Source organism: Glycomyces buryatensis (assembly GCF_004912275.1).
Classification (GTDB): domain Bacteria; phylum Actinomycetota; class Actinomycetes; order Mycobacteriales; family Micromonosporaceae; genus Glycomyces; species Glycomyces buryatensis.
The window spans coordinates 110,543-136,496 of the sequence record NZ_STGY01000025.1 but is presented as its reverse complement, the minus strand read 5'-3'; the positions used below and the strand labels follow the sequence as shown (position 1 = coordinate 136,496).

The window sequence follows — 25,954 nt, the reverse complement described above, 5'->3', positions numbered from 1 at the left end:
CGTAGAAAGCAGCGAGATGGACACCAAGGAAAAGAACGTCGGCGACCTCGACTGGCTCCTCACCTCCTTCGTGGAGAAAGTGCCTGACGTTTCCGAGGCGCTCACCGTCTCCGTCGACGGCCTCGCCATCGCCGCCTCCCAGGGCTTGACGACCGATCGGGCCGACCAGCTCGCCGCGATCACCTCGGGGCTCGCGAGCCTCACCACCGGCGCGGCCAAGGTCCTCGATGCCGGCCGCATCCGCCAGTCCGTGATCGACATGGACGAGGGCGTACTGCTGCTCATGGCCGTCGGCGACCGCGCCCAGGTGGCCGTGCTGGCCAACGCCGGCTGCGACCTCGGCCAGGTCGGCTACGAGACCGCGCTGCTCGTCAAGCGCGTCTACGCCGCCCTCGAACCCGACGCGCGCGCCTGACGACCTCCCCAATTGACGACCATTCCTCTGGGACTTTGCTCACCTGTGCCCGGCCGTCCCTCGGGGCGGCCGCTCCGGCGTCCGACGGCCGAAGCCGGTGTTGCACTCTCCACCTGCGACAACCACCGAACGCCGATGAGTGAGTGACGCTCGGAAACGCCGCTTGACGCCCGGCCCTCCGCACGTGCGGGCGATCGGGAGGCTATTCTGCGTTCGCTACCTGGTAATAGAAATCTGGAGGCCCACCGGTGACCACGGTTGAACCCAAGGTCGAACCCACGCCCATCGTTGCGCGGCCCTGGCCGGTGCGTCGCGAACCCAAGGGCTCCTGGCTCGCCCGGACGCTGCGCACCACGGACGCCAAGCAGATTGGGCTGCTGTACTTCGTGACGTCGTTCGCGTTCTTCGCGATCGGCGGCATCCTCGCGCTCCTGATCCGCGCCGAGCTGTTCCAGCCCGGCCTCCAGATCGTCTCGTCCGAGCAGTTCAACCAGCTGTTCACCATGCACGGCACCATCATGCTGCTGATGTTCGCGACGCCCATCGTGTTCGCGTTCGGCAACTACCTGGTGCCCTTGCAGATCGGCGCCCCGGACGTGGCGTTCCCGCGCCTGAACGCCTTTGCCTACTGGCTGTACCTGCTGGGCTCGATCATGGCCGTCAGCGGCTTCATCACCCCCGGCGGCGCCGCGGCCTTCGGCTGGTTCGCCTACCAGCCCCTGTCGAACGCGATCAACTCCCCCGGCATCGGCGCTGACCTGTGGTTCGTCGGCCTGACCATCTCCGGTCTGGGCACGATCCTCGGCGCGGTCAACATGATCACCACGATCGTGACGATGCGCGCCCCGGGCATGCTCATGTTCCGGATGCCGATCCTCACCTGGAACATCCTCATCACCAGCCTGCTCATGGTCCTGGTGTTCCCGATCCTGGCCGCCGCCCTCCTCGCCGTCGTCGCCGACCGCCAACTGGGCGCGCACGTCTTCGACTCCGAGACCGGCGGCGCCATCCTGTGGCAGCACCTGTTCTGGTTCTTCGGACACCCCGAGGTGTACATCGTGGCCCTGCCGTTCTTCGGCATCGTCTCCGAGATCTTCCCGGTCTTCAGCCGCAAGCCCATCTTCGGCTACAAGACCCTAGTGTACGCGACGCTGTCGATCGCGGCCCTGTCGATGGCGGTGTGGGCCCACCACATGTACGCCACCGGCTCGGTCATGCTGCCGTTCTTCTCGCTCATGACCTTCCTGATCGCTGTGCCCACCGGCGTCAAGTTCTTCAACTGGATCGGCACCATGTGGCGCGGCCAGTTGACGTTCGAGACCCCGATGCTGTTCAGCGTCGGCTTCCTGGTGACGTTCCTGCTGGGCGGCCTCTCGGGCGTCCTGCTGGCCAGCCCGCCGGTCGACTTCCACGTCTCGGACTCCTACTTCGTGGTGGCGCACTTCCACTACGTCCTGTTCGGCACCATCGTGTTCGCCGTCTACGCCGGCGTGTACTTCTGGTTCCCGAAGGTCGCCGGACGCATGTACGACGAGCGACTCGGCAAGGTCCACTTCTGGTTGACCTTCATCGGCTTCCACACCACCTTCCTGGTCCAGCACTGGCTCGGCGCCGAGGGCTTCCCCCGCCGCTACGCCGACTACCAGGCCGGCGACGGATTCACGACGCTGAACATGATCTCGACGGTCGGCGCGTTCATCCTGGGCCTGTCCACGCTGCCGTTCATCTGGAACCTGTTTAAGTCCTGGAAGGCCGGCCGGATCGTCGAGACCAACGACCCGTGGGGCTACGGAGGCTCGCTGGAGTGGGCCACCTCCTGCCCGCCGCCGCTGCGCAACTTCGACCGCCTTCCGCGCATCCGCTCGGAGCGCCCCGTCTTCGACGAGAAGTGGGGCCACCTGGTCAAGGAAGTCAAAGGCCACTAACGCCGCAAGACGAAGCCCGGGAGCCGAGCTCCCGGGCTTTTTCCTTGCCAGCCCCTGTTACCGAGGCCTCGATATCACTAGGATCGGGGACATGAGCCGGGCATTGATTGTGGTGGACGTGCAGAACGACTTCTGCGAGGGCGGATCGCTCGCCGTGGCGGGAGGTGCTGCCGTGGCCCGTGCGGTCACGGAACTCATCAACGACTCAGCGGGGCGCTGGGACCACGTGGTCGCCACCCGCGACTGGCACATCGACCCCGGCGCGCACTTCTCGGCCGAACCCGACTTCCTCGACTCCTGGCCGCCCCACTGCGTGGTCGGCACCCCCGGCTCGGATTTTCACCCGGACTTCGACGCCTCGCTCGCCGAAGCGGTCTTCGACAAGGGCGCCTACGAGGCCGCGTACTCGGGCTTCGAGGGATCGAGCGGCGAGACGAGCCTGGCCCAGTGGCTGCGCGCCCGCGCCGTCACCGAGGTCGAGGTCGTCGGCATCGCCACCGACCACTGCGTCCGGGCCACCGCGCTCGACGCGGCCACCGAGGGCTTCAAGTCCACGGTCCTGCTCGACTACACCGCGGCAGTGGCGGAAGAGACCAGGGCAAAGGCTCTAGACGAGCTCACGCGGGCCGGCGTCACCCTAGCCTGACCATAATGTGACGCTGAACATAGACGACACGCCCATTGCACGTCCCGTATATGTACCATCGAGATTGGTACCGTCCGGGTATGTCATTGGAGAGCACGATGCCAAAGAACCTGCAAGTCCGCGATCTCGATGAGGAAGTCGTCGCCGAACTCAAGGCCCGGGCCGCCCGCGCCCGGCAGTCCCTATCGACCTACGCCGGACAGATCCTCGCCGAGGCCGTTTCACACCCGAGCCCAGATGATCTTCTGGAACGCCTTAAGGCGCTACGCGAGCTCGGCGGCGGTGCGAGCCATGAGGACATCATGGAAGAGATCCGCAGAATCCGCGAATCGTGATCGTCCTCGACAACTCGGCGCTCATCGAAGCGACGATCGGCCACGACGACCGGCCGGGCCTCGACCAGGAACTCGTAGGTCAAGAGCTGCACGTTCCACACTTGATCGACTATGAGTTTCGGAACGCGCTTCGCGGAATGCTGCTGGGTGGCAAGATCATCCGAACCCGCGCAGAAGGAGCGATCATGATCAAGGAAACCCTGCCCTTCGTGCGATACCCCGAGTCGGTTACAGGTCGCCGGGCCTGGGACCTGAAGGACAATTTTAATCCCTACGACGCCAGCTACGTGGCGCTGGCGGAGTATCTCGGATGCCCGTTGGTGACCACCGACGCGAAGATCGAACGCGGATCGAGAACCATCGAAGTCCGTCTCTATTGAGCGCGACTACTTGCCGAAGCGGCGGTCCCTGGTGGCGAAGGAGCGGACCGCCCTCAGGAAGTCGACGCGGCGGAAGTCCGGCCAGTTCGAGTCGCAGAAGAAGTACTCCGAATAGGCCGACTGCCACAGCAGGAAACCGGACAGCCGCTGCTCCCCCGACGTGCGGATGACCAGGTCGGGGTCGGGTTGGCCGGCGGTGTAGAGGTGCCCCGCGATTCCCTCGGCGTCGATGGACTCGGCCACCTGCTCCAGGCTCGCGCCCGTCGCGGCCTGTTCGAGCATGTACGAGCGCACCGCGTCGGCGATCTCGCGCTGGCCGCCGTAGCAGATCGCCAGGTTGACCTGGATGCCCTGCTTGCCGGCGGCACGCTGCTGGGCGTGCTTGAGGCGCTTCTGGTGCTCGGTCGGGAGCAGGTCGAGCGCGCCGACCATGCCCACGCGCCACGGCTGGTCGTCGCCGGCCAGCTCGACGGCGAGGTCGCAGATGATGTCGAGCAGCGGATCGAGCTCGTCGGCGGGGCGCTCGAGGTTCTCGGTGGAGAGCATGTAGATCGTCACGTGAGCGACGCCGAGCTCATCGCACCAGCCCAGGAACCGCTCGATGTGCTTCGCCCCGGCCCGGTGGCCGTCATTGGGGTCGGTGTATCCCATGTCGCGCGCCCAGCGTCGATTGCCGTCGACCATGACGCCGATATGGCGGGGCAGGGCGGCGTCGCCGACCAGTTCACGGGTCAGACGCCGTTCGTAAATGCGGTAGAGCAGGTTCGAGATCGCCACAACGAGCAATTGTAGGCCGGGACGTGCAGCGTCCCGGCCCCGAGGGTTGTGACCTTTCGGTTAATAACACCCGACTACTCCAGCCCCAGGCGGTGCTTGAGCGCGTCCAGCTCGCTCCAGAGCGTGGCCGGGAGCTTGTCGCCGAAGCGGGCGAACCAGCTCTCGATGAGGGGGATCTCGGCGGTCCACTCGTCGAGGTCGACCTTCAGCGCCGCCTCCAGGTCCTCGTCGCTCATGCCCAGGCCGGAGACGTCGAGCGAGTTCGGCGTCGGGCAGTACCCGATCGGGGTCTCGACCGCCTCGGCCGTGCCGTCGAGGCGCTCGGTCACCCACTTCAGGACCCGCGAGTTCTCGCCGAAGCCCGGCCACAGGAACTTGCCGTCGTCGTCGCGGCGGAACCAGTTGACGTAGAAGACCTTCGGCATCAGGTCCTCGTCCACGGCCGCCTTGCCCATCTCGATCCAGTGCCCGAAGTAGTCGGCCGCGTTGTAGCCGATGAACGGCAGCATCGCCATCGGGTCGCGGCGCACGACCCCGACCTTGCCCTTCGCGGCGGCCGTGGTCTCGGACGAGAGCGTCGCGCCCATGTAGACCCCGTGCACCCAGTCGCGGGATTGCGTCACCAGCGGGATCGTGTCGGCCCGCCTGCCGCCGAACAGGATCGCGTCGATCGGGACGCCCCGCGGGTCGTCGTACTCGTCGGCCAGCACCGGGCACTGCCGGATCGGCGTGCAGAAGCGGCTGTTCGGGTGGCTGGAGAGCGTCCCCGTATCGGGCGTCCAGGGCTGGCCCTTCCAGTCGGTGGCGTGGGCCGGGGGCTCCCCCATGCCCTCCCACCAGACGTCGCCGTCCTCGGTGAGCGCCACGTTCGTGAACAGCGTGTGGCCCTTCTCGATGGTGCGCATCGCGTTCGGGTTGGTCCTGTAGTCGGTGCCCGGGGCGACCCCGAAGAAGCCGTACTCCGGGTTCGAGGCCCACAGCCGGCCGTCCTCGCCGAAGCGGAGCCACGCGATGTCGTCGCCGAGCGTCTCGACCTTCCACCCCGGGATCGTCGGCTCCAGCATCGCCAGGTTCGTCTTCCCGCACGCCGAGGGGAACGCGCCGGTCACGTGGAAGACCTTCCCTTCCGGGCTGGTCAGACGCAGGATGAGCATGTGCTCGGCGAGCCAGCCCTCCTCACGGCCGATCGCCGAGCCGATGCGCAGCGAGTAGCACTTCTTGCCCAGCAGCGAGTTCCCGCCGTAGCCCGAACCGAACGACCAGATCTCCCGGTCCCCGGGGAAGTGCGAGATGTACTTCGTCTCGTTGCACGGCCACGGCACGTCGGCCTGGCCCGGTTCCAGCGGCGCGCCGACCGAGTGCAGGCACGGCACGAAGTCCGCGTTCTCGCCCATCTTCTCGAGCGCCTCGGCGCCCATGCGCGTCATGATGTGCATCGAGACCGCGACGTAGGCCGAGTCGGTGATCTCCACGCCGAACATCGGCTTCTCGGCCTCGAGCGAGCCCATGCAGAACGGGACGACGTACATCGTGCGCCCGCGCATCGAACCCCGGTACAGGTCGGTCATGGTCTCGCGCATGTAGTCCGGCGCGGTCCAGTTATTCGTGGGCCCGGCGTCCTCCGGATCGACCGAGCAGATGAAGGTGCGCTCCTCGACCCGCGCGACGTCATCGGGGTCGGTGCGGGCGATGAACGAGTCCGGCTTGCCCGGAACGGGCTCGAGGGTTCCGAAGGCGACCAGTTCGGCGGTCAGGCGCTCCCACTCGGCGCGGGAGCCGTCGCACCAGACGACCTGGTCGGGGGTCGTGAGGTCGGCGATCTCGGCGACCCAGGCGAGCAGTCGCGCGTGGCGGGTGGGCGGGCTCGTAAGCCCGGTGGCGGGTTCGGCGGCGGTCGTGACTTGTGCGCTCACTGTCGCTCCTTCGTCTGGTGCTCATTGACGGCTCGCATGCTTCACCGTCGAGGGCAGTGCCGGTCGCGGGCAGGTTCAGGGCCCCGGCCGGTGTCTTGGACGCTACGTGAGCGCACGCTTCCGCGCAGGAACTCATGATCGAAGAGGGAGCAGTTGAACAGGGACTCCGCCTGCGGATACCTACAACGTGCTTATTCAAGCTCGAAACAAGCATATATATCGGTGTTTTCAGCGTGACCGAGCAGCATCGAGCACGATGTAATGAATTGGTCTCATTCCCCCAACTAAAGCGATCTGTTTCGCGCAGCGAACGAGCGCGTTAGATCGCCGTCTCGAATGGGTTACTGGGGCGAACAGCGCCAGGTTTCGCCCATTCCGGCGCACGGCGGGGCGAGGTATTACAGGATTCACTGCACACCCAGTTCGGCCCGAGTACGGAGGCACCGATGTCACACCGCGAAACCGAATCGAACGCCCGCAGTGGCCGCGCCAAGGTCTGGATCATCGCGCTGGCGATTCCGGTCGCGATTCTGCTCGCGGCGTGGCTGGTCTACCGGGCCTTTTAACGGGCGCGCATGGCGCCGGGCACGTTCGCGCTCAGCGGGAGGGGCCGTCAGGTCGGGTCGTCGTCAGACGGACGGACCGCGGCGGCGCAGGTCGTCCACGCTCGTCATGGCCTCGCGCAGCTCCTTGAGCCAGTCCTGGGCGTGCTGCTCGACCAGCCGGACGCACCAGGCGAGGGCGTCGGAGCGGGAGGCGGCGACGCCGGAGCCGACGAGGGTGTCCAGGACGAGGCGCTCGGGCTGGCGGAGCCTGGTGGTGACCGGCAGGGACTGGTGGGTGAAGACCATGGTGGTCGCCCCGCAGCGCGCGCCCCAGGAGGCCTGGCGGTGGTAGCGGTACTGGAGCTGCTGGGCGATCTGGACGCGCATGTCGCGGGTGGCTTCGCGGAAGCGGGAGATGCGGCCCTCTTCGGTTGCGGCCCTGTCGGACTCGGTGGCGTCGGCCGGGTGGTCCGGGGCCGGGAGCGGGCAGATGACGATCATCTCGTCGCGATCGGCGGTCACCTCGGGCATCCCGGCGATCCACCCGTCGGGCACTATTCCGAAGATCCAGGCCGGGGCGTCGTCGGTGGACGGCAGGGGGCCGTAATGCCACGAGCCGGTGTCGTCGATGCCTGGTGCCATGGACGGATCTCCTCACGTTTCCGAGGACTCCTGTGTACAGCATGGAGGCAAACCGGACTCACATGCCCCTGAGTCTGTGTTCACATGTTTCGGAGAAACGCCCCCGCCAGCGCGCAGGTGCAGACGATGGCGGCACCGACGCAGGCGAGCATCTGGCCCGGCCGGGGCCGGACCCGGTACTGCCAGGACAGCCAGACGCCCAGGACGATGGGACCGGTGCCGATACCCGCGAAGAGGGTGGCGGCGGCGAAGGCCCCGCGGACGACTCCGCCGGATCCGTCCGCTGCCGTGCTGAGGATCCAGGCGGCGGCCGCGACGGCGAGTGCGCCGACCGCGGCGCCGATGGCAGCGGCGGTGATCTCGGTGTGACGGGGCGCTTCGATGGGGAGTTCACCCCGTCGGGCGAGGCTCAGGAGGCGGTCGGCTCGTTTGAGGCGGGCGCGGATGCCGGCGGCGGTGGGGATGCGGCCCGAGTGGGCGGCGTGGGGGGTGGGGCCGGTGCGGCGGTGGCCGACGAATTCGCCGAGGGCCCTCCAGAGGACGGCGACGGTCTTGTCGGTCTCGGCGACCAGTGTGGAGGCTTCGACGGCGGCGCGGTTGGCCTCGTCGCGGCGGGCGCGAGAAGCGGCGACGGTGCCCGCGAGGTCGGCGGTCTCGGTGCGGTAGGCGTCGTGGGCGGCTTCGATCTCGGCGGCGGTGGCGGCGCGTTCGCGCAGGTAGGTCTCGACGGCGGCGGTGTAGTTGTCTGGCATGGCACCCCTTGGTGTTGCGCGCCTTGGCTAGGCGAGGCTGTCGAGGACGGCGTTCGGCAGGTGGGCGCACGTCATATAGGGGATGACGACCTGCGGGGCGCGGTGGCGGGCGCGGTCGAAGTAGAGGCCGCGTCGCGGCCTCGGGTACCAGGCGGGCCCGCCGGAGGCGGGCGAGAGCGGGGCGAGTTCGGGGCCTTGGACGTCGAGGGCGAGCCAGGCGTCGACGGCGTCGAAGCGGGCGGCGTATCCGCCGAGGTCTTCGCGCAGGCGCGGCACGGACCGCCACCAGCCGAGGGTGTGCAGGTGCCGTTCGGGGCCGTTGAGGAGCATGTCGCGCATGGCTTCTCGTCCGGCGGCGTCGAGTCGGGCGGAGCCGGCGTCGACGGCGTACCAGAGGGCGAGGCGGAGGGTGCCGTCGCAGCGCGATTCCCAGTCCTTGCAGGCGTCGGTCAGGCTGTCGTGCCAGTTGACTTGGGCGCCTTCGGCTTCGAGGGCGGCGGCGAGGTTGAGCGCGCCGGAGGCGGCGTCGGTTTCGAGGCAGCACAGGTCGACGGCGATGGGCTGGGCTCGGGCGGCGGTGAGTGCGGCGGCGGCGAGGATGTCGGCGGCCTCGCCGGAGCGGGTGCCGAGGATGGCGAGGTTGCGGCCGGGCGCGCGGTGGAGCGCGAGTTCGGCGCCGGCGGCGCCGAGGTCGATGGTCTGGCCGAGGATCGCGGTCTCCGGCCGCGGGGTGCGGCCGGAGAGTTCGGGGATGTGGTCGCCGTCGAAGAGGGCGGGTGGTTCGTTGTCGGCGGGGCGGCCCTCCCACAGTCGTTTTTGGAGCGGTTCCCAGGCGTCGGCGTGGCCGGCGTTGGGTATAGCAACGCATTTGTTGGCGCCCGAGTGCCCGGATTCGTCGTTGACGATGGCGTGGAAGCGGGGGACGGTGTCGGCGGCGTGGTTGTTCTCGGCGAGGACGCGGCGGGCCTTGGGCAGGGCGATGCGGAGGGTGAACTGGGCGACGAGGCTGGGTCGGCCCCACAGCGCTTCGATCCCGGCGATGTCCTGTGAGGCGAGGACGAGATGAATGCCCTGGCTGCGGCCGCGGCGGGCGAGGTCTTCGAGGAGCCCTACGGCCTCTTCGGTGACGGCGTCGCGGGCTTCGAGGAGGACCTGGAATTCGTCGACGACGGCGACGATGCGGGGCCAGTGGCCGGCGGGGTCGGCGGCGCGGAGCTCTTCGAGTTTGGTGGCCTCGTGGGCCTTGGCGGCCTCGGCGCGGCGGCGCAGTTCGGCCTTGAGGTGGCGCAGGAGGGCGAGCCCGAATTCGCGGTCGTCGTTGATATTGACGCCGACGAGGCGCACGTGCGGCAGCCACGACGGGTCCCGTCTACCGGCGGCGAAGCGCGCGAAGGAGACGCCCTCTTTGAAGTCGAGGAGGTAGAGGGCGAGTTCGTCGGGGTGGTAGGTGGAGGCGAGGGCGGCGATCCAGGCGTACAGCAGGTTGGTCTTGCCCGAGCCGGACGGGCCGCCGACGAGGGCGTGGGGCGGGTTGTCGCCGAGCGTGACGCGGGCGATCTCGCCGGTGGGGCGTTCGCCGAGCGCGGCCTCCAGTCCGGTGGCGGAGGACTCGGCCCACAGTCGCTGCGGGAGGAGGTCGACCAGGCGGGCCGGTTCCCTTCCGGCGCTGTGCTTCTCGGCGATGGACTTGGCGGCGGCGGTGATGAGCGGCAGGGGCGGCGCCGCGTCGAGCCGGACGGGAGCGCCGAGCCCGGAGTAACCAGCGGTCTCGAGGCGGGGCACGTCTTCGACCTGGTCGCCGACGACGACGAGGTGGACGCCGGCGGCGATGCCGGTGCGGCGCAGGCGGGCGAGCTGGGCCTTCTCGTGGGCGTGCCATTCGGACAGGCTCGCGCCCTGGAGGACGAGGACGCGCCACGGTTCGGGGCGGCGGCCGGTGGCGGCGGCGAGTTCGGCGAGGGAGGCGTGTTCGCCGGCGAGGACGTCGGCGTTGACGCGGCGGACCTCTTCGACCAGGGAGTCGAGGGTTTCGCGCAGGCCCGAGGGTCCGACGAAGGACAGCAGGCCCGCCTTGCCGAGGGGCGCGAAGGCCGACAGGGGCCCGCCGAGGTGTTCGGGGTCGTAGACGTGGCAGCGGACGCGCCCGGCCGGGACGGATCCGATGGCGCGCAGGAGGAGTCCGGGGAGCGCGGCGGCGGCGCCCGCGTCGACGCACAGGTGGGCGCGGTCGAGCAGCGGCACGAGCGCGGGCAGGTCGGCGTCGCCTGCCAGGCGGCCGATCCGCAGCAGCGGTGCGGCGCCGCGGCCGAGACCGGAGGCGGGTTCCCAACTGGCCCAGTCGGTTCCGGCGGCGGCCGGGGCGCATGCGGCGGCGGCGTCGCGAACGGCTTGGACACTGGCGGCGACGGCGTTCTCCCGGCGGGCCTCCAGGGTTTCGATCATGCGGCGGTGGATGGCGCCGAGCTTGGCCTGCTTGCGGGTGGAGCCGGTGATGAGCGCGTCCGCTTCGGCGCGCACGGCCTCGGATGCGGCGGCGGTGTGCTCGGCGAGGGCGCGGGCCTCGGCCCGGGCCCTCCCGAGCTCGTCGCCCATCGCGACCACCAGTCGTCGGCGCCAGCTGCTCATGGTTCAGGCCTTCCGGTCGGTCTTACCCAGTCGGTGGAGCGCGGCGACCAGGGCCGGGCCGATCGCGGCGGTGCGGGCCGCGGCGGCGTGGTCCTCGCCGTCTTGGGGCGGCGGCGGGCCGAGGGTGCACGCGGAGGCCAGCGCGGCCGCGATGTGGTCGGGTTCGGCGCGGGGCACGAGGGAGCGGACCTTCGCGGAGCACCGGTCGCGCAGGGTGCCCACGTCGCCGCCGCCCGGAGTGCGGCCCAGGTGCTCGGCGGCAAGGGTGCGCACCAGTGGCCAGGCCAGGCCGGGCAGTTTCACCCCGGCGCCGGGACCGGCGTCGCGCAGGCGCTTGTGATAACCGTCGGCGTTGCCGTCGGCGGCGCAGCGCAGCAGGTCGTTGAACAGTCGGGTGGGCGGGACGTTCTGGGGGTCGGCGTCGCCGGAGCGGTCGCACAGTTCGTTGATCTGGTCGGTCCACCAGCGCTTCGGGTCGACCGGGGCGGGTGCGGCCGGTGCCGTTCCGGTCGGGGCCGCCCTGGAGCTCGAGGCGGCGGCTCCGGCGCCGATCGAGTCGAGGTAGTCGTCCACGGCTCCGGCGGCGTCGGCCAGTCGCTTCCGCGCGTCGGCGAGTTTCTCGCGGGCGGTGCCGAGCCGGTGGAGGCCGACCTCGGCGTTCGATTCGCGGGCGGCATCTTTGAGCTCGGCCTGGGCGGCCTCCAGGTGCGCGTCGGCGGCGGCGAGCCCGGGCGAGGGGAAGTCGGCGGCGAGGGTGCGAAGGTGGCCGGCGAGGGCGGCGACGTCCAAGAGGGGTCTCCGTTCTAGAGGGTGGCGGCGTAGGCTTCGGCCTGCTCGGCGGCGGCGAAGGTGGCGGCGAGGGACTGCTCGAGCTCGGTGGCGGCCTGGGCGAGCGCGGCCTGGGCGGTGGCGACGGCGTCGTGGCCCGACCCGGCGGTGACGGCGGTGAGGCTTCCCTGGGCGGCTTCGATGTTCTGGCTGGCAGTGGTGATGGCGGACTGGCCGTCGCGGACCTGCTGGAGCGCGGCGGCGATGGCCGACTTGAGTTCGGCGACGCTCACGGTTGACACGATTCTCATTCTCACCGAAATCCCGTCGACTTTCCGTGATTGACCGATCGCACAGCGTGTCTGCTTTGTCGGATTCCCGACATGCCCGTGACCTGGAGTCATGGTTTCAATGCATTTAACGGTGGCGAAGTGACACACCTCCCAACTACAGTGTGAGTACCAACGGGGCCAGATGAGGGGTCGTCAATTGGGGAGGTCCGCAGGTCCTTCCCAATTGACGACCGCTCATCTAAGTCCCCCACACATCGACACCCGGGAGGCGACCGTGCTAACACAGCGCACCTACGTCCTCGATACCTCGGTTCTCCTATCGGATCCTGGAGCGTTCTCACGGTTCGACGAACATCATGTGGTCATCCCCCTCGTCGTCATCAGCGAACTCGAGGCCAAGCGGCACCACCCGGAACTCGGCTGGTTCGCCCGCGAATGCCTCAGGCGCCTCGATGAACTTCGGATCAAGCACGGACGCCTGGACCAGCCGATCGAGATCGGCGACGCCGGGGGCACCTTCCGCGTAGAGCTCAACCACGTCGACACCTCCCGGCTCCCCGCCGGGTTCGCCGTCGACTCCAACGACTCCCGCATCCTCGCCGTCGCCCACAACCTCGGCAAGGAGGCCGAAGCCAAGCCGGGCAAGGGACACGGCTCGAAAGCCGTGCTCATCACCAAGGACGTGCCGCTCCGCGTCAAGGCCGCCGCCGTCGGCATCTCCACCGAGGAGTACCGCCACGGCCAGGCCGTCGACCCCACCTGGTCGGGCATGAGCGAACTGTTCGTGTCCGATGAGGACATGCAGTCGCTCCATGACGGCCACGACGTCGACCTGCCGCCCGAATCCGACCTGCCCTGCCACACCGGGCTCGTCCTGGGCGGCAACAACGGCTCGGCGCTCGCCCGCGTCACCGCCGACAAACAGGTCCGGCTCATCCGCAGCCGGGAGGCCTTCGGCATCCACGGGCGCTCGGCCGAACAGCGGGTCGCGCTCGACCTGCTGCTCGACCCCGAGATCGGCATCGTCTCCCTGGGCGGCAAGGCCGGCACCGGCAAGTCGGCGCTGGCGCTGTGCGCGGGACTCGAACAGGTCCTGGAGCGCGAGACCCACAAGAAGGTCATCGTGTTCCGGCCCCTGTACGCCGTCGGCGGGCAGCAGCTGGGCTACCTGCCCGGCACCGAGGGCGAGAAGATGAGCCCGTGGGGCCAGGCCGTGTTCGACACGCTCGGCGCGGTCACCACCGAGGTCGTCGTCTCCGAGATCCTCGAGCGCGGCATGCTCGAGGTCCTGCCGCTGACGCACATCCGGGGGCGCAGCCTCCACGACGCGTTCGTCATCGTCGATGAAGCGCAGTCACTCGAACGCGGAGTGCTGCTGACGGTGCTGTCCCGAATCGGACAGGGATCCAAAGTGGTGCTCACCCACGATGTCGCGCAACGCGACAACCTGCGGGTCGGCCGCCACGACGGGGTCGCCTCCGTCATCGACGTGCTCAAGGGCCACCCACTCTTCGCGCATGTGACCCTTACGCGCAGTGAGCGTTCGGAGATCGCGGAGATGGTGACCAACCTGCTCGAAGGCTGAGGAAGAGACTCTGGCATTCTGTGTCGCGGGTGTGTCCATAAGCACCCGCGACACAGGAGTTGAGAGATGATCCCACTGCTGACCCGGTACGGCTCCAGACTCGCTGCCGTACTCGTCCTCGCGTTGGGGGCGGTCATCGCCGTCTACGCCATCAACGACACCCCCGCGGAAGAAGACGCCAACCACCCCAGCCAGGCCGCCGCAGAGCAGCAGGCCGAGGCCGAGGCCATGTACGAAGAGGTCCGCTTCCAGCACGTCAACTACATCCGCGAGACCGCGGGTGCCGACGTCACGACCAAGGCCGACGCCGTCGCCGACTACGCGGTGGACAAGGCCCAAGGCCTCAACGACGCCGAGCAGGCGGCCGAAGAGGCCAAGGAAGCCGAAGAGGCCGCCGAAGAAGAAGCGGCGGCCAACTCCAACCCCACGTCAGTTGACATTCCGTCCAGCTGCGACGAGTTCTCGGGGAACAAGGCCACCGGCTGCGCGCTCACCCTCGACCACGGCTTCGACCTCGAGCAGTTCGCCTGCCTCGAGCTGCTGTGGGACCGCGAATCCGGCTGGAACGAGAAGGCCGCCAACGGCATCGGCGCCTACGGCATTCCCCAGGCGCTCCCCGGCTCCAAGATGGCGACCGAAGGCGACGACTGGGAGACGAACCCGGTCACCCAGATCAACTGGGGCCTGGGCTACATCGAAGGCCGCTACGGAGAGCCGTGCAGTGCTTGGGCGGCTTCCGAGGAACAGGGCTGGTACTGACCGCAGCCAGAAACCGACGACGGCCAAGGTCACGACCTCGGACCCGACCGTCAACCGCTGAGTGAGCCCGGCCGCGAAAGCGCCGGGCTCTCGCGGTACCCCGAACCACTCGGCCACGTACGGCGCCGAGCAGATCACCAAGGCGCTCACCGCGATCCAGCTGCACACCACCACGGTGCGGCGGGCATTCGCCGCGACCGGCACCTCGCTGCGCTTCGCCCAGCGGTCGAAGCACAAGCCCGTCGCCGCGAGCGTGACGAAAGCGCAGAACGCCGCGTAGCGGTGGATGGCCGAGATCAGCGAGACCTCGGGAAGTCCGGGAGGGTCGGTCGGAAAGACCGCCACCAGGGTCAGGAAGCCCGCCCACGTCAGCAGCGCCGGCATGATCCAGCGCGGTGCGGCCGTGCGCCGCGAGGCGAAGGCGAACAGGCACGCGCCGGAGGCGAACAGCCCCAACGAGGTCGGCAGCAGCCAACCCAGCGGCGTGTACAGATGCAGGCTGATCACGGCCGTCAGCGGGTTGAGCCCGGAGGTCGCGTGGAGCACGACCATCGCGACCAGACCCACGCCGAGTGCGGCGAAGCCCGCGACGGTCAGTCGATTCAGGAGCTTGTCGGGAGTGCCAAGGGGCGCTGGTGAACTCATGACTAAAGACTCGTCGGAAACGCTCGCGAGCGCAGTGACGCGGGCGCCCGAATCCACCCCCTTGCAGGCCCCCACCCCTAGGTACAGCCAGCCCTACCATCCCGGTGTCGGTACCCGCCGTTTCCCCAGCCCGCGGACCGCGCTCCCGCCTGCCCGCGATGTGACACGCTGGAGGCATGAACCGTCTCGCCGGGGCGATGTCCCCGTACCTACGCCAGCACGCCGACAATCCCGTCGACTGGTGGCAGTGGGGCCCCGAGGCGCTCGCCGAGGCCGAGCGGCGCGACGTCCCGCTGCTGCTGAGCGTCGGCTATTCGACCTGCCACTGGTGCCACGTGATGGCGCACGAGTCGTTCGAGGACCCGACCGTCGCGGCCTCGATGAACGACCGGTTCACGGCGATCAAGATCGACCGCGAGGAACGGCCCGACCTCGACGCGGTCTACATGCAGGCGACCATGGCGATCACCGGGCAGGGCGGCTGGCCGATGACGGTGTTCGCCTTCCCCGACGGCACCCCGTTCTTCGCCGGGACCTACTTCCCCAAGACGCATTTCCTGCGCCTGCTCGACGCCGTCCACACCGCCTGGACCGAGCAGCGGGCCGAACTCGGGCGCCAGGGCGCGGCCATCGTCGAGGCCGCCGCGGGCGGCGGGCCCGCGTTCGCCGACGTCACCATCGCCTGCCCGCTAGACGGCCCCTGCCCGCCCGCGCCGCCGATCCGCACCGAACTGCTCGACCGGGCGGCCGCGTCGCTGCTCTCCTCGGCCGACCGGGTGAACGGCGGCTTCGGGACGGCCCCGAAGTTCCCGAGCGTCCCCTCCCTGCGATTCCTGTGCGACTACTACGTCCGCACCGGCGACGAGGCCGCGCTCGACCACGTCAAGCTGACCGCCGAACGAATGGCGCGCGGCGGCATCTACGACCAGCTGGCCGGCGGTTTCGCGCGGTACAGCGTGGACGAGGCGTGGACGGTCCCGCACTTCGAGAAGATGCTGTACGACAATGCCGAGCTGCTGTGGCTGTACTCGCGGCTGTACGGCGAGGGCGAGCTGTTCGCGCGCGTGGCCGACGAGACGGCGTGGTTCCTGTTGGAGCACTTCACGACCGGCGAGGGCGCCTTCGCGGCGGCATTCGACGCCGACACCGGCGGAGTCGAGGGCCTGACGTACGTGTGGACGCCGCAGGAGCTGACCGAGGTACTCGGCGTGGACGACGCGATGTGGGCGGCCTCGGCGTTCGGGCTCGACCCGGCGCGGCCGAACTTCGAGCACGGCGCGAACGTGCTGCTGCTCCCTCAGAACCCCGATGACGGGCCGCGAATGGCGGCGGTGCGGCACCGGCTGCTGGCGGCGCGATCGAAGCGCGAGCAGCCGGGCCGCGACGACAAGGTCGTGGCGGCCTGGAACGGGCTGACGATCGCGGCGCTGGCCGAGTACGCCTCCCGCACCGGCCACCGGGATTCGCTCCTGGCGGCCGAGCAGGCGGCGGACGTGCTGGCGCGCATCCACCTTGACGCCCAGGGGCGGCTGGCGCGGGCGTCACTGAGCGGGGTCGCCTCGGAGGCGCCGGGGATCCTGGAGGACTACGCGGCGGTGGCGCTGGGATTCCTGCGCCTGGGTGGAAGGTGGACGGAGCGGGCGACGGCGCTCCTGGAGCAGATCCGCGAGCGCTTCACCGACGGCGAAGGCGGATTCTTCGACACAGCCGAGGACGCCGAGGCCCTGGTGACGCGCCCGGCGGACGTGCACGACGGCCCGACGGCCTCGGGCTGGGCCCTAGCGGCGGCGGCGCTGCTGGAGGCATACCAGGTGACCGGCGACGAGACCTATAAGGACGACGCCTGGCGAGCTGTGGCCCGCGCCGAACCGGCGATGGGCGCGAACCCGAGGTTCACCTCGGGCCTCCACGCGGCGGCCGAAGCGCTGGTACGGGCGCAGAGTCACTGACCGTCCGGAAGTTATCCACAGGCGAGAAATAGGTCGCATCTTCACGCCGAATGCTGCGTTACCTGGGGTAGGACCATTTGCGGGTGGGAGTTATCCACAGGGGGAAAGTTTTTGTTGGAAATGTTGGCCGGGCCTGTGATGGTAGATAGCAAAAACGTCTCTTCGCCGGAGGTCGGAGGAGAGCGAGGAGACGTTGGCTGTAGGACCGGCGGTAAGACATTGGGTATCCCGGGAGCCGCCCCCGTAGAGGAAAGTCCGGGCGCGGGTGCACCCGCGCCCGGCTCCTACAGCCACACCTCGCGAGGAATACGCGAGTGGACCGCATCCAGCGGTCCACTCGCACCAAACTCTGAAACTCCTAGCCGCGCGGCTAGATTTTGGGTCGATCATCACACGGGCGTTCCGGGGAAATGCGATTGCCGCTGTCGGAGGCGGCACTTACGTTTGATGGTTGTGAACCCGAAACCGCCCCGCCCCCAACCCCTGTCGCCGCCCGATATCCCCACCGCCCCACTCCGCTACCTGCTCCAGGTGGCGAAGGCGCAGACCGGCCGGGTCGCGCTCGGGTTCATCTTTCTGAGCCTCGCCGGCACCGCCTGGGTCCTCCTGCCGTGGGCGATCTCCAAGATCGTCGACGAAGTCCTCCTCGCGCGCGACACCAGCCTGCTGCTCCCCTGGTCGATCGCGCTGGGCATCATCGCCTTCTCCAGCTCATGGGTGTTCGTGATCGGATACCGGGCTCTGTTCATGGCCGAGTCCCATGCCCGCGTCAGCACCGTCGAGCACCTCACCGACCACCTCAACCGGGCCGGCACCGGCGTGCGCGGCGCCATCTCGCCCGGCGAGATGGTCAACCTGTCGACCGAGGACGCCCACAAGACCGGTTCGTTCATCTTCCAGCTCGGGTTCGGGTGGATGGGCGTGGTCATGCTCGGCGTCGGCGGCGGCATCCTGTGGAACACCGAACCGGCGCTCGGACTCACCGCCGCCATCGGCGTCATCGTCATCGGCTTCCTCGTGGGACCCTCGCTCGGGCGCCTCCAGGGCCACCAGATCCGCTACCGATCCTCGGTCGCCACCCTCACCAGCCAGGCCGCCGACGTCGTCGGCGGCCTGCGGGTCCTGCGCGGCATCGGCGGCGAGGTCGGTCGAGGAGTCGCGGTAGCGCGAGGCCCAGTTCGCCTCGCGCTACCGCGACTCCTCGACCGACCTGCGCCAGGCCGGCTACGCCGTCGCCACCGCCGACTCCTGGGTCCAGGGCCTGCGCAACGCCCTGCCGCTCGCACTCATCGCCGCGATCACCTGGGTCGGCGCCCGACTCGCGCTGACCGGCACCATCTCCGTCGGGGAACTCTCGGCCGCCTTCGGTATGACCACGCTTCTGGGCGCCCACGCCGGCGCCATGATCGGCATGGCGCAGGCCGTCATCGCCGCCCGCGTCTCCGCCCGCCGCCTCACCGCGTTCTTCGCCACCCGCACCGACATCGACGAGACCGGCGACGCCACCGGCGCCTCGGGCGCCCTCGCCGACGCCGAGACCGGGCTGCAAATCGAACCGGGCCGCCTCACCGTCGTCGTCAGCGCCGAGGGCAGGCCGGCGGCCGACGCCCTCGAACGCCTCGCCCGATACAAGGACTCCCAGGCCACCTGGGGTTCCGAGCCCCTCGGCGAGATCGCCCTCACCGAGATCCGCGAGCGCGTCCTGCTGCTGGGCGAGGACTACCTCTTCGCCCAGACCCTCGGCGAGACCCTCCGGGGCGACCCCGAGGCCGCCCTCGCCGCCATCGAGACCGCCTGCGCCGCCGACGTCTACTCCAGTCTCGGCTCCGACCTCGACGCCGAGATCACCAACGGCGGCCGCAACCTCTCCGGCGGCCAGCGCCAGCGGCTGCGCCTGGCCCGCGCGCTCGCCGCCGAGTCCGAGGCGCTGCTGGCGGTCGAGCCGACCTCCGCCGTCGACGCCCACACCGAGTCCCTCATCGCCGAGCGGGTCGCGGCCGCCCGGGCGGGTCGCGCCACCGCCGTCGTCACCGCCTCGCCGCTGTGGTTGGCCCGCGCCGACCGCGTCGTATGGATGTGGGAAGGCAAGGTCCGTGCCGCCGGAACGCACGCCGAGCTCTCGCTCGACCGCGAGTACCGCGCCCTCACCTCCCGACAGGAGTCCTGATGACCGCTCAAAGCCAGTCCGGTCACCGGCTGCCGATCGCCGACCGCTCCGCCATGCTGCGGGCGATCGGCCGGCTCGTGCTCGACGACAAGGCCGCGTTCTGCGCGGTCCTCGCCCTGTATGTGGCGGCGGCCGGGGCGGGTGCGGCCCTGCCGGTCATGCTCGGCGCGGTCATCGACGGCATCGGGACCGGTTGGACGGCCTCGCGCGTCGACCTGGTGTGCGGAGCGATCTTCGGTTGCGTGGTGGCGCAGCTGGTCCTGATGCGCACCGGTCGTCTCTTCGGCTACCGGCTGGGCGAGCGGGCGGCGGCGCGGCTGCGCGAGTCGTTCGTCGAGCGCGTCATGCGGCTGCCGCTGGGCACGGTGGAGCGGGCCGGGACCGGCGACCTGGCTACGCGGACCTCCGGTGACGTCGGGGCCGTGGCCGAGCTACTGCGCAAGACCGGCCCGGAGGTGGCGGTCTCCCTCATCGAGCTCATCGTGATCACGGTGGCCGCGTTCGTGGTCAGCCCGCTGCTGGGCCTGCTGTTCCTGGTCGGCGTGCCGGCCCTGGTGTTCGCCGCTCGCCGCTACGCGCGCCTGGCCAGTCCGGTGTTCATCTCCGAGCGGGCGGCGATGAGCGAGATCGCCGAGACGCTGACGGCCTCGGCCGCCGGGGCGCAGACCATCGCGGCCTACCGGATGCAGGACGAGCGCCGGGGCGCCGGCCACGGGCGGGCCGCGACGCACCTGGACCGCCTCAAGGGCATCATCCGCCTGCAGACCTGGTTCTTCCCTGCCACGGACCTGACGTTCCTGATCCCGACGGTGGTCGTGACGATCGTGGGCGGGCTCTGGTACCTGGAAGGGTGGGTCACGATCGGCGAGGTCGTGGCCGTCGCGATGCTGACGCTGCGCCTGGACGGTCCGGTGTTCCGGTCCATGATGTCGCTCAGCGAGTTCCAGATGGGCGGGGCGGCGCTGGCCCGCGTCGAGGGCGTCCACCTGATGCCCGACGAGGTGCGCGAGGCGGCTCCTTCGGGCGCCGAGGTGCGCCTGGACGACGTCACCTTCGGCTACGGCGACGGCCCGGATGTCCTGCACGGCCTGAGCCTGCACCCGCGGCCGGGCGAGCGGCTGGTGGTCGTGGGCCCGTCGGGGGCGGGCAAGTCGACGATCGCGCGGCTCATCGCGGGGATCGACCGGCCCCGCACCGGTTCGGTGATGCTCGGCGGGGTCCCGGTCGCCGATATCCCGCTGGAAGTGCTGCGCCGCAAGGTGGTCCTGGTGACCCAGGAGCATTACGTGTTCACGGCGACGCTGCGCGAGAACCTGAACCTGGCCGCGCCGGAGGCGGGCGACGAGCAGCTGCTGAACGCGCTGGACCAGGTCGACGCGCGCTGGGCGTGCGACCTGCCCGACGGGCTCGACACCGCGCTTGGGGACGAATACCGCGAGGTCACGATCGCCGAGGCGCAGCAGTTGGCGCTGGCGCGCGTCATCCTGGCCGACCCGGACGTGGTCATCCTGGACGAGGCCACGGCCGGGATCGATCCCGGCAGCGCGGGGAACGTGGAGGCGTCGCTGGCCGCCGCTCTGGGCGGGCGCACCGTCATCGCGATCGCGCACCAGCTTCAAGCGGCGGAGGCGGCCGACCGGATCGCGGTGGTCCGCGAGGGCCGCATCGCCGAGGCGGGCACGCACCACGAACTGCTTGCGGCCGAAGGGGTGTACGCGAGCCTGTGGAGCGTGTGGAAGGGCGTCGCCGCCTGAGCGTCGTTCGAGCTTCGGACGCGCAACCCAACCCGAAAGACGGACATATCAACAGCCGCGCTACAAAATACCAGAAATTCGCGTTTTCGGCATTAAAGTGGCTCCCCGTACCAATGGTTGAAAGCTCGAACGGGGAGCCCTCGATGGCAAGCACGCGCCTCCAGTCCACTGTCCATGCGCACCACTGGAAAGGCTTCCGCTATTACTCGCGGCTGACCCGCTCGCCGGCAGCACGGCTCGACCCGGTGGTGCTCATCGGCGGGGCCATGCAGCGCAAGGAGGACTGGGGCCGGCTGGAGCAGGGGATGCTGGAGGCCGCCGACGTCATCTGCCCCGACCTGCCCGGCTGGGGCGAGGCCGACCTGCTGGCGGCCGAACACGGCCCCGACCTGCTGGCCGATGCGCTGCGGCACCTGCTCGACGACCTGGGGGTGCGGCGCGCCAATGTCTTCGCCGGCTCGTACGGCACCGCGATCGCCTACCGGCTGGCGCAGACCGCGCCCGACCGGATCGCCCGGATGGTCCTGGCCGGGACGATGAGCACCATCCCCGACGAGGCCCGGCCGGGCATGCAGGGCGCGATCGACCTGGCGCTCTCGGGCGTCCGGGAGCGGTTCGGTCCGGCCGCCGTCGAGATGCTCATGTGCGCCGATCCCGGCATCGACATCGCCTCGGCTGCCGTGGTGCGGCGCATCCTGTCCCGCCGCTTCGAAGGCGTCAGCGAGGACGAGCTCGCCAAGTTCGTCGCCAACACCCGCCGCCTGCTCGAACGCGACCTCATCGACACCTCGCTCTCCCCGGTCGTCCCGGCCCTGTTCGCCGTCGGCGCCCACGACACGCTGACGCCGCCGGAGCTGTGCCGCGAGCTCGCGCTGACGTGCCGCGACAGCTGGTTCACCGTCATGCCCCGCGCCGACCACCTGCTGCACCTCGAACGCCCCCGCGAACTGGTCGACCTCATGACCCGCTTCTTCGCCACCGAGCCGCTCGCGGGCCTGCACCGCGACGGCCTCAATGACGGGCCCTACGACGGCCCCTATGACGGCGCCGTCGAGTACCTGAACCAGAGCCGCGTCCCGGCCCTGACCTGAACCGGCCGCCGCGTCCAGAACCCGGAAGGCCGGTTCTCCCAACGGGAACCGGCCTTCCGGGTTCGTCGGTCCGTCACCCTTGCTTTGACCGCCTTGTTCTGCCCCAAGGTAATCGAGCTTGATCATCCCTTTTCGGACACTTGACAAGTTAAGTTGCTCCTGGTGATTGCCAAAACAAAAAATCGATGCTTACCTATATGTGGTTGGGTAGAACAATCGTTTGCAGGTCCGTCCCCAGGCGCTCTGCGGCGTCTTGAGTCGGGCCTCCCCTCTTGTGAAAGGCAGCGTTATGACAACGCCAGCCCGCATACGCTCGCGCCGTTCAGTGCGAAGACTTCTACTGGCCGCACTCACAGCGGCCGCACTCGCCGTAGCCGGATTCCTGTACCTCACACCGGCACAGGCACAGGCGAACGGCTTCCACATCGTCGGCAACGACCTGGTCGACGCCAACGGCAACGTATTCATCATGCGCGGCTCCACCCACCCGTACGAGTGGTACCAGGGCCAGAACGAATCGATCAGCGACATGAGCGCGAAGGGCGCCAACACCATCCGCGTCGTCCTCGGCTCGGGCCAGCAGTGGGGCCCGACTCCGGCGTCGAGCGTCGCCGCGCTCATCGACGAGTGCAAGGCCAACCAGGTCGTGTGCGTCCTCGAAGTGCACGACACCACCGGGTACGGCGACCAGTACGCGCCGAACGCGGCCTCGCTCGACCAGGCGGTGGACTACTGGGCGAGCATCCAGGACGTCCTCGAGGGCGAAGAGGCGTACGTCCTCATCAATATCGGCAACGAGGCCTGGGGCAACGACAATGTCTCCGGCTGGGAGCCGGCGGCGACGGCGGCCGTGCAGCGGATGCGGAGCCTCGGCTTCGAGCACACGCTGGTCATCGACGCGCCGAACTGGGGCCAGGACTGGACCAACACCATGCGCGACGGCGCCGCCGCGCAGAACATCTTCGACGCGGACCCGCAGGCCAACACCCTGCTCTCGGTCCACATGTACAGCGTCTACGCCCAGCCGCAGGCCGTCATCGACTACTTCGACGCGTTCGAGGCCAAGGGCCTGCCGCTCATCATCGGCGAGTTCGGCGAGGACACGACCACCACGATCGAGTCCGAGGCCGAGGCCCGCGGGATCGGCTGGATCTCCTGGTCCTGGTCGGGCAATAACGGCCAAACCCACGACCAGACCCTCAATTTCGACCCGAACCAGCTGACGCCCTGGGGCGAGCGGGTGTTCAACGGCCCCTATGGCATCGGCGCCACCGCCGAACGCGCCAGCATCTTCGATGACGGCACCGACCCGACCAGCCCCGACGATCCCACCTCGCCGGACGACCCGACCACGCCGCCCGAGGGCGACTGCTCGGCCGAGATCACGGTGTCCAACTCATGGGGTTCGGGCTGGCAGGGCAATGTCAGCGTCACCGCCGACTCCGACGCCATCGACGACTGGACGCTCCAGTGGACCTGGCCGGGAAGCCAGACCGTCAGCTCGTCCTGGAACACGGAACTGACCCAATCGGGCAGCACCGTGACCGCCACCAGCGTCGGCTGGAACGCCAAGGTCTCCTCGGGTGAGACCCGCCAGGTCTTCGGCTTCATCGCGACCTCCGCGACCGCGACGCCGGGGGTGACCTGCTCGGCCGCGTAAGCAGCGGCAGCGCAAGTTCCGCAACTGAGAACATGCAGTAGGTGTCCGGCCCCGCCAATGGGGCCGGACACTGTCGTTCGGTCCTCTAATCCAGGTAGCCGATGGCGGCCATCATGCCGACTTCCCCGTGGTAGAGGTTGTGGCAGTGGAGCATCCACGTGCCGGGGTTGACCGCGTCGAAGTCGACCTCGACGGTCTCGCCGGGCAGCACGATCGCGGTGTCCTTGCGCAGCCCGGTCTCGGCGAGCGCGAAGGAGTGCCCGTGCAGGTGCATCGGGTGCCACATCTCGTCGCCGTTGACGAACCGCAGCCGGACCCGCTCGCCCTCCTCGATCGGATAGGGATTGCCGAGGTCGTGCGGTCGGCCGTTGATGGCCCAGTCGAACGCCGCCATCCCGCCGGTCAGTTCCAGGTCGATCACCCGGTCCGGTTCCCGCGCTTCCAAAGCGGTCGTCTCGGCCGGGACGATCTCTGCGTAGGAGAGCACGTGCCCGGTGAGTTCGGCGGGGGCGAAGTCGGCCGCCGGGGCCTCGCCCGAACCGGTGCGCACCAGCGCCCGGCCGCGGGCCTGCTTGCCCTCGGCCTCGGCCACGAGCGCGAAGGCGCCGTCTTGGAGCGTCACGATCGCGTCGTAGCGCTCGCCCATGCCGATGAGGATCGCGTCGGCCTCGGCCTGCTCGCACGCGAACCCGTCGGTGTGGGTGACGGTGAACTTATGCCCCGACAGGGCGACGCGGTAGGCGGTATCGGCTCCGGCGTTGATGATCCGCAGCCGCACCCTCGCGCCGGGTTCGGCCTCGAACACCTCCGGGTCGTCCGCGATGCGGCCGTTGACCAGGTGGTGCGGATACCTGACGTCGCCCGCGTCCGGACCGAGGAGCTCGGATTCGGCGCCGTGGAGCAGGAAGTCGTCGGCGGTCGGCGCCTGACCGTGGCCGTCGTGCCCGCCTTGGGATCCCTCGCCTTCCATGTCCATCCCGGCGGCGAGCGCGGCGAGCACGTCGTCGGGCGTACCGGTGACGCCGTCCATCCAGTCGTCGAGCACCACCGTCCACTCCAGGTCCCACTCGGCGGCCTCGTCCGGGTCCTCCACGATGAGCGGCGCGTACAGGCCCCGGTCGAGCTGGGTGCCCATGTGCGGGTGGAACCAGTGGGTCCCGGAATCGGCGGCGGTGAACCGGTAGGTGTAGGTCTCGCCGGGCTCGACCGGCGCCTGGGTGAGGTCGGGGACCCCGTCGGCGTCGCAGCGCAGCTGGAGGCCGTGCCAGTGGACGGTGGTGGCCGCGGGCAGGTCGTTGACGAGGGTCGCCTTGATCTGCTCGCCCTTGGCGACGCGGATCGGAGCACCGGGAACGGTGCCGCCGTAGGTCCAGGTGGGGACGATCAACCCGCCGAGATCGACCTCGGCGGCAACGGCATTGAGCGTGATTTCCCGGACGGCACCGGGATTGCGGGCGGCCTCGGCGGCGGCGACCCGCTCGGAGTCGGGGCCGACGAAGGACGGTTTCGGCTCCTGGTCTTCGGAGCAGGCCGCGAGGGCGGCGAAGGGGATCGCGACGGCGCCGGAGCGCAGCACGGAGCGACGTGTCAGAGCACGCATGATGAAAGGACCTTTCGGTTCACGGTTTGCGAATGGATTCGGCGGCTTATCCCCTGGCGGGGGCCGAATCTAAATCCGCAGCACCGCGATCCGATTGAGACGCAGGCCGGTCGGCGGCAGTTCAGGTGGAGGGAGCGCCCACCGCCGAGGATTCGCGGGGGCCGCCGGGACGGGCCGCAACACGAACGCCGGCAGGCGTGACCAGAAGGCGCGCAGGAACTTCAGTGAGAGCCCGACCAGGATCGCCCCGCAGACCATGACGCTCAAAAACGACATGAGCGGCACCGGTTCCGGATCGACGTCGACCGGTTCGACGGGCATCGCGTGCGCCCCCATCGCCGAATGCCCGGCGCCGTGCGCCGTCGCGGGCCCGGAAACGTCGGGCCCCTCCACCGCGATCACGGCCGCAATATGCCCGTGCCCCTCGCCGTGCCCGCCCGGATGCCCGAACGCGTGCATCGCGATGATGCCCACCGCCAGTACGGCAACGGAGGCGAGGCGCAGCAGCATGCGAAGCACGGCGTCCTCCAATCCGCGGGCGGGACGAGCACTTCGGTACTCGCTCAACGACATTGGCCACGGCGACTCGCCGTCACACCGCATGATCGTACCCTATAGGGGTATTCATGAGCGAAACGCGAACCCCTGGGTCCTTCTATTGCAAGACACTTGCAATAGTAAGCTTCTGGCAATAAGCACTGCACCGCCGCACCACCAAGGGGGACCGC

At 69.5% G+C, this 25,954-nt stretch carries 21 protein-coding genes and 3 pseudogenes; 14 read left to right on the top strand and 10 right to left on the bottom strand.

Annotation, left to right across the window (positions count from 1 at the left end):
- Positions 1-16 precede the first annotated feature (16 nt).
- The 5 genes from FAB82_RS06955 (at position 17) to FAB82_RS06935 (ending at position 3,701) form a co-directional block, all read left to right on the top strand.
- A complete protein-coding gene (locus FAB82_RS06955) occupies positions 17-415 on the top strand; it encodes a roadblock/LC7 domain-containing protein (protein WP_136533818.1) in 399 nt (132 codons plus the stop codon).
- 248 nt (positions 416-663) lie between these two features.
- Positions 664-2,340, top strand: a complete 1,677-nt coding sequence (gene ctaD / locus FAB82_RS06950; RefSeq protein ID WP_136533817.1) for an aa3-type cytochrome oxidase subunit I — start codon at positions 664-666, stop codon at positions 2,338-2,340.
- 91 nt (positions 2,341-2,431) lie between these two features.
- A complete protein-coding gene (locus tag FAB82_RS06945; RefSeq protein WP_136533816.1) occupies positions 2,432-2,986 on the top strand; it encodes an isochorismatase family protein in 555 nt (184 codons plus the stop codon).
- A 98-nt stretch (positions 2,987-3,084) separates the two neighbouring features.
- A complete protein-coding gene (locus tag FAB82_RS06940; protein WP_136533815.1) occupies positions 3,085-3,321 on the top strand; it encodes a FitA-like ribbon-helix-helix domain-containing protein in 237 nt (78 codons plus the stop codon).
- Positions 3,318-3,701 carry a type II toxin-antitoxin system VapC family toxin gene (locus FAB82_RS06935; RefSeq protein WP_168801456.1) on the top strand — a complete coding sequence of 128 codons (384 nt, stop codon included), beginning with the start codon at positions 3,318-3,320 and terminating at the stop codon, positions 3,699-3,701. Before FAB82_RS06940 ends, FAB82_RS06935 begins: the two co-directional genes overlap by 4 nt.
- A 6-nt stretch (positions 3,702-3,707) precedes the next feature.
- Here FAB82_RS06935 and FAB82_RS06930 read toward each other — a convergent pair whose 3' ends face one another.
- From FAB82_RS06930 to FAB82_RS06900, 7 genes are all read right to left on the bottom strand, one after another.
- Positions 3,708-4,478: an isoprenyl transferase gene (locus FAB82_RS06930; protein ID WP_136533813.1), complete on the bottom strand. Its 771-nt coding sequence runs from the start codon at positions 4,476-4,478 to the stop codon at positions 3,708-3,710.
- Positions 4,479-4,552: 74 nt separating this feature from the next.
- Positions 4,553-6,391 carry a phosphoenolpyruvate carboxykinase (GTP) gene (locus FAB82_RS06925; protein WP_136533812.1) on the bottom strand — a complete coding sequence of 613 codons (1,839 nt, stop codon included), beginning with the start codon at positions 6,389-6,391 and terminating at the stop codon, positions 4,553-4,555.
- Positions 6,392-7,020: 629 nt separating this feature from the next.
- Complete coding sequence (locus tag FAB82_RS06920; protein ID WP_136533811.1) at positions 7,021-7,578, bottom strand: hypothetical protein; 558 nt, start codon at positions 7,576-7,578, stop codon at positions 7,021-7,023.
- A gap of 80 nt (positions 7,579-7,658) precedes the next feature.
- A complete protein-coding gene (locus FAB82_RS06915; protein ID WP_136533810.1) occupies positions 7,659-8,330 on the bottom strand; it encodes a hypothetical protein in 672 nt (223 codons plus the stop codon).
- Between the two features lie 27 nt (positions 8,331-8,357).
- Positions 8,358-10,955, bottom strand: a complete 2,598-nt coding sequence (locus tag FAB82_RS06910; RefSeq protein ID WP_136533809.1) for an FtsK/SpoIIIE domain-containing protein — start codon at positions 10,953-10,955, stop codon at positions 8,358-8,360.
- A 3-nt stretch (positions 10,956-10,958) separates the two neighbouring features.
- Positions 10,959-11,744, bottom strand: coding sequence for a hypothetical protein (locus FAB82_RS06905; protein WP_136533808.1), 786 nt, complete (start codon positions 11,742-11,744; stop codon positions 10,959-10,961).
- Positions 11,745-11,758: 14 nt separating this feature from the next.
- Entirely contained in the window at positions 11,759-12,025 is a 267-nt protein-coding gene (locus tag FAB82_RS06900) for a hypothetical protein (protein WP_211116423.1), read from the bottom strand.
- Between the two features lie 265 nt (positions 12,026-12,290).
- Here FAB82_RS06900 and phoH2 point away from each other — a divergent pair, with 265 nt between their 5' ends.
- Together phoH2 and FAB82_RS27890 are read left to right on the top strand one after the other, a co-directional pair.
- Entirely contained in the window at positions 12,291-13,601 is a 1,311-nt protein-coding gene (gene phoH2 / locus FAB82_RS06895) for an RNA 5'-3' helicase PhoH2 (protein WP_342799438.1), read from the top strand.
- Positions 13,602-13,667: 66 nt separating this feature from the next.
- Positions 13,668-14,360, top strand: coding sequence for an aggregation-promoting factor C-terminal-like domain-containing protein (locus FAB82_RS27890; RefSeq protein WP_246039477.1), 693 nt, complete (start codon positions 13,668-13,670; stop codon positions 14,358-14,360).
- Between the two features lie 69 nt (positions 14,361-14,429).
- Here the strand turns inward: FAB82_RS27890 and FAB82_RS28800 are convergent.
- Positions 14,430-14,912 (bottom strand): annotated as a pseudogene (locus FAB82_RS28800) (DUF998 domain-containing protein); the annotation flags it as partial.
- Between the two features lie 269 nt (positions 14,913-15,181).
- Here FAB82_RS28800 and FAB82_RS06885 point away from each other — a divergent pair.
- From FAB82_RS06885 to FAB82_RS06850, 7 genes and pseudogenes are all read left to right on the top strand, one after another.
- A complete protein-coding gene (locus FAB82_RS06885; protein ID WP_136533804.1) occupies positions 15,182-16,954 on the top strand; it encodes a thioredoxin domain-containing protein in 1,773 nt (590 codons plus the stop codon).
- A 120-nt stretch (positions 16,955-17,074) separates the two neighbouring features.
- Positions 17,075-18,034, top strand: a pseudogene (locus FAB82_RS28795) (ABC transporter transmembrane domain-containing protein); the annotation flags it as partial.
- A 100-nt stretch (positions 18,035-18,134) separates the two neighbouring features.
- Positions 18,135-18,308, top strand: a pseudogene (locus FAB82_RS28790) (ABC transporter transmembrane domain-containing protein); the annotation flags it as partial.
- Positions 18,309-18,323: 15 nt separating this feature from the next.
- Entirely contained in the window at positions 18,324-19,121 is a 798-nt protein-coding gene (locus FAB82_RS27875) for an ATP-binding cassette domain-containing protein (RefSeq protein ID WP_136533803.1), read from the top strand.
- A complete protein-coding gene (locus tag FAB82_RS27870; protein WP_246039474.1) occupies positions 19,121-20,875 on the top strand; it encodes an ABC transporter ATP-binding protein in 1,755 nt (584 codons plus the stop codon). The genes FAB82_RS27875 and FAB82_RS27870 overlap by 1 nt, the downstream gene beginning before the upstream one ends.
- Positions 20,876-21,018: 143 nt before the next feature.
- Positions 21,019-21,966: an alpha/beta fold hydrolase gene (locus tag FAB82_RS06855; RefSeq protein WP_168801454.1), complete on the top strand. Its 948-nt coding sequence runs from the start codon at positions 21,019-21,021 to the stop codon at positions 21,964-21,966.
- A gap of 325 nt (positions 21,967-22,291) precedes the next feature.
- The gene (locus tag FAB82_RS06850) at positions 22,292-23,626 is read left to right on the top strand and encodes a cellulase family glycosylhydrolase (RefSeq protein WP_211116422.1); all 1,335 of its coding nucleotides are present in this window, start codon (positions 22,292-22,294) and stop codon (positions 23,624-23,626) included.
- Positions 23,627-23,711: 85 nt separating this feature from the next.
- Here the strand turns inward: FAB82_RS06850 and FAB82_RS06845 are convergent, their stop codons facing one another.
- Entirely contained in the window at positions 23,712-25,226 is a 1,515-nt protein-coding gene (locus FAB82_RS06845) for a multicopper oxidase family protein (protein ID WP_136533799.1), read from the bottom strand.
- 69 nt (positions 25,227-25,295) lie between these two features.
- On the bottom strand, positions 25,296-25,745 hold the full coding sequence (locus FAB82_RS06840) for a hypothetical protein (RefSeq protein WP_136533798.1): 450 nt from the start codon (positions 25,743-25,745) through the stop codon (positions 25,296-25,298).
- Positions 25,746-25,954 lie beyond the last annotated feature (209 nt).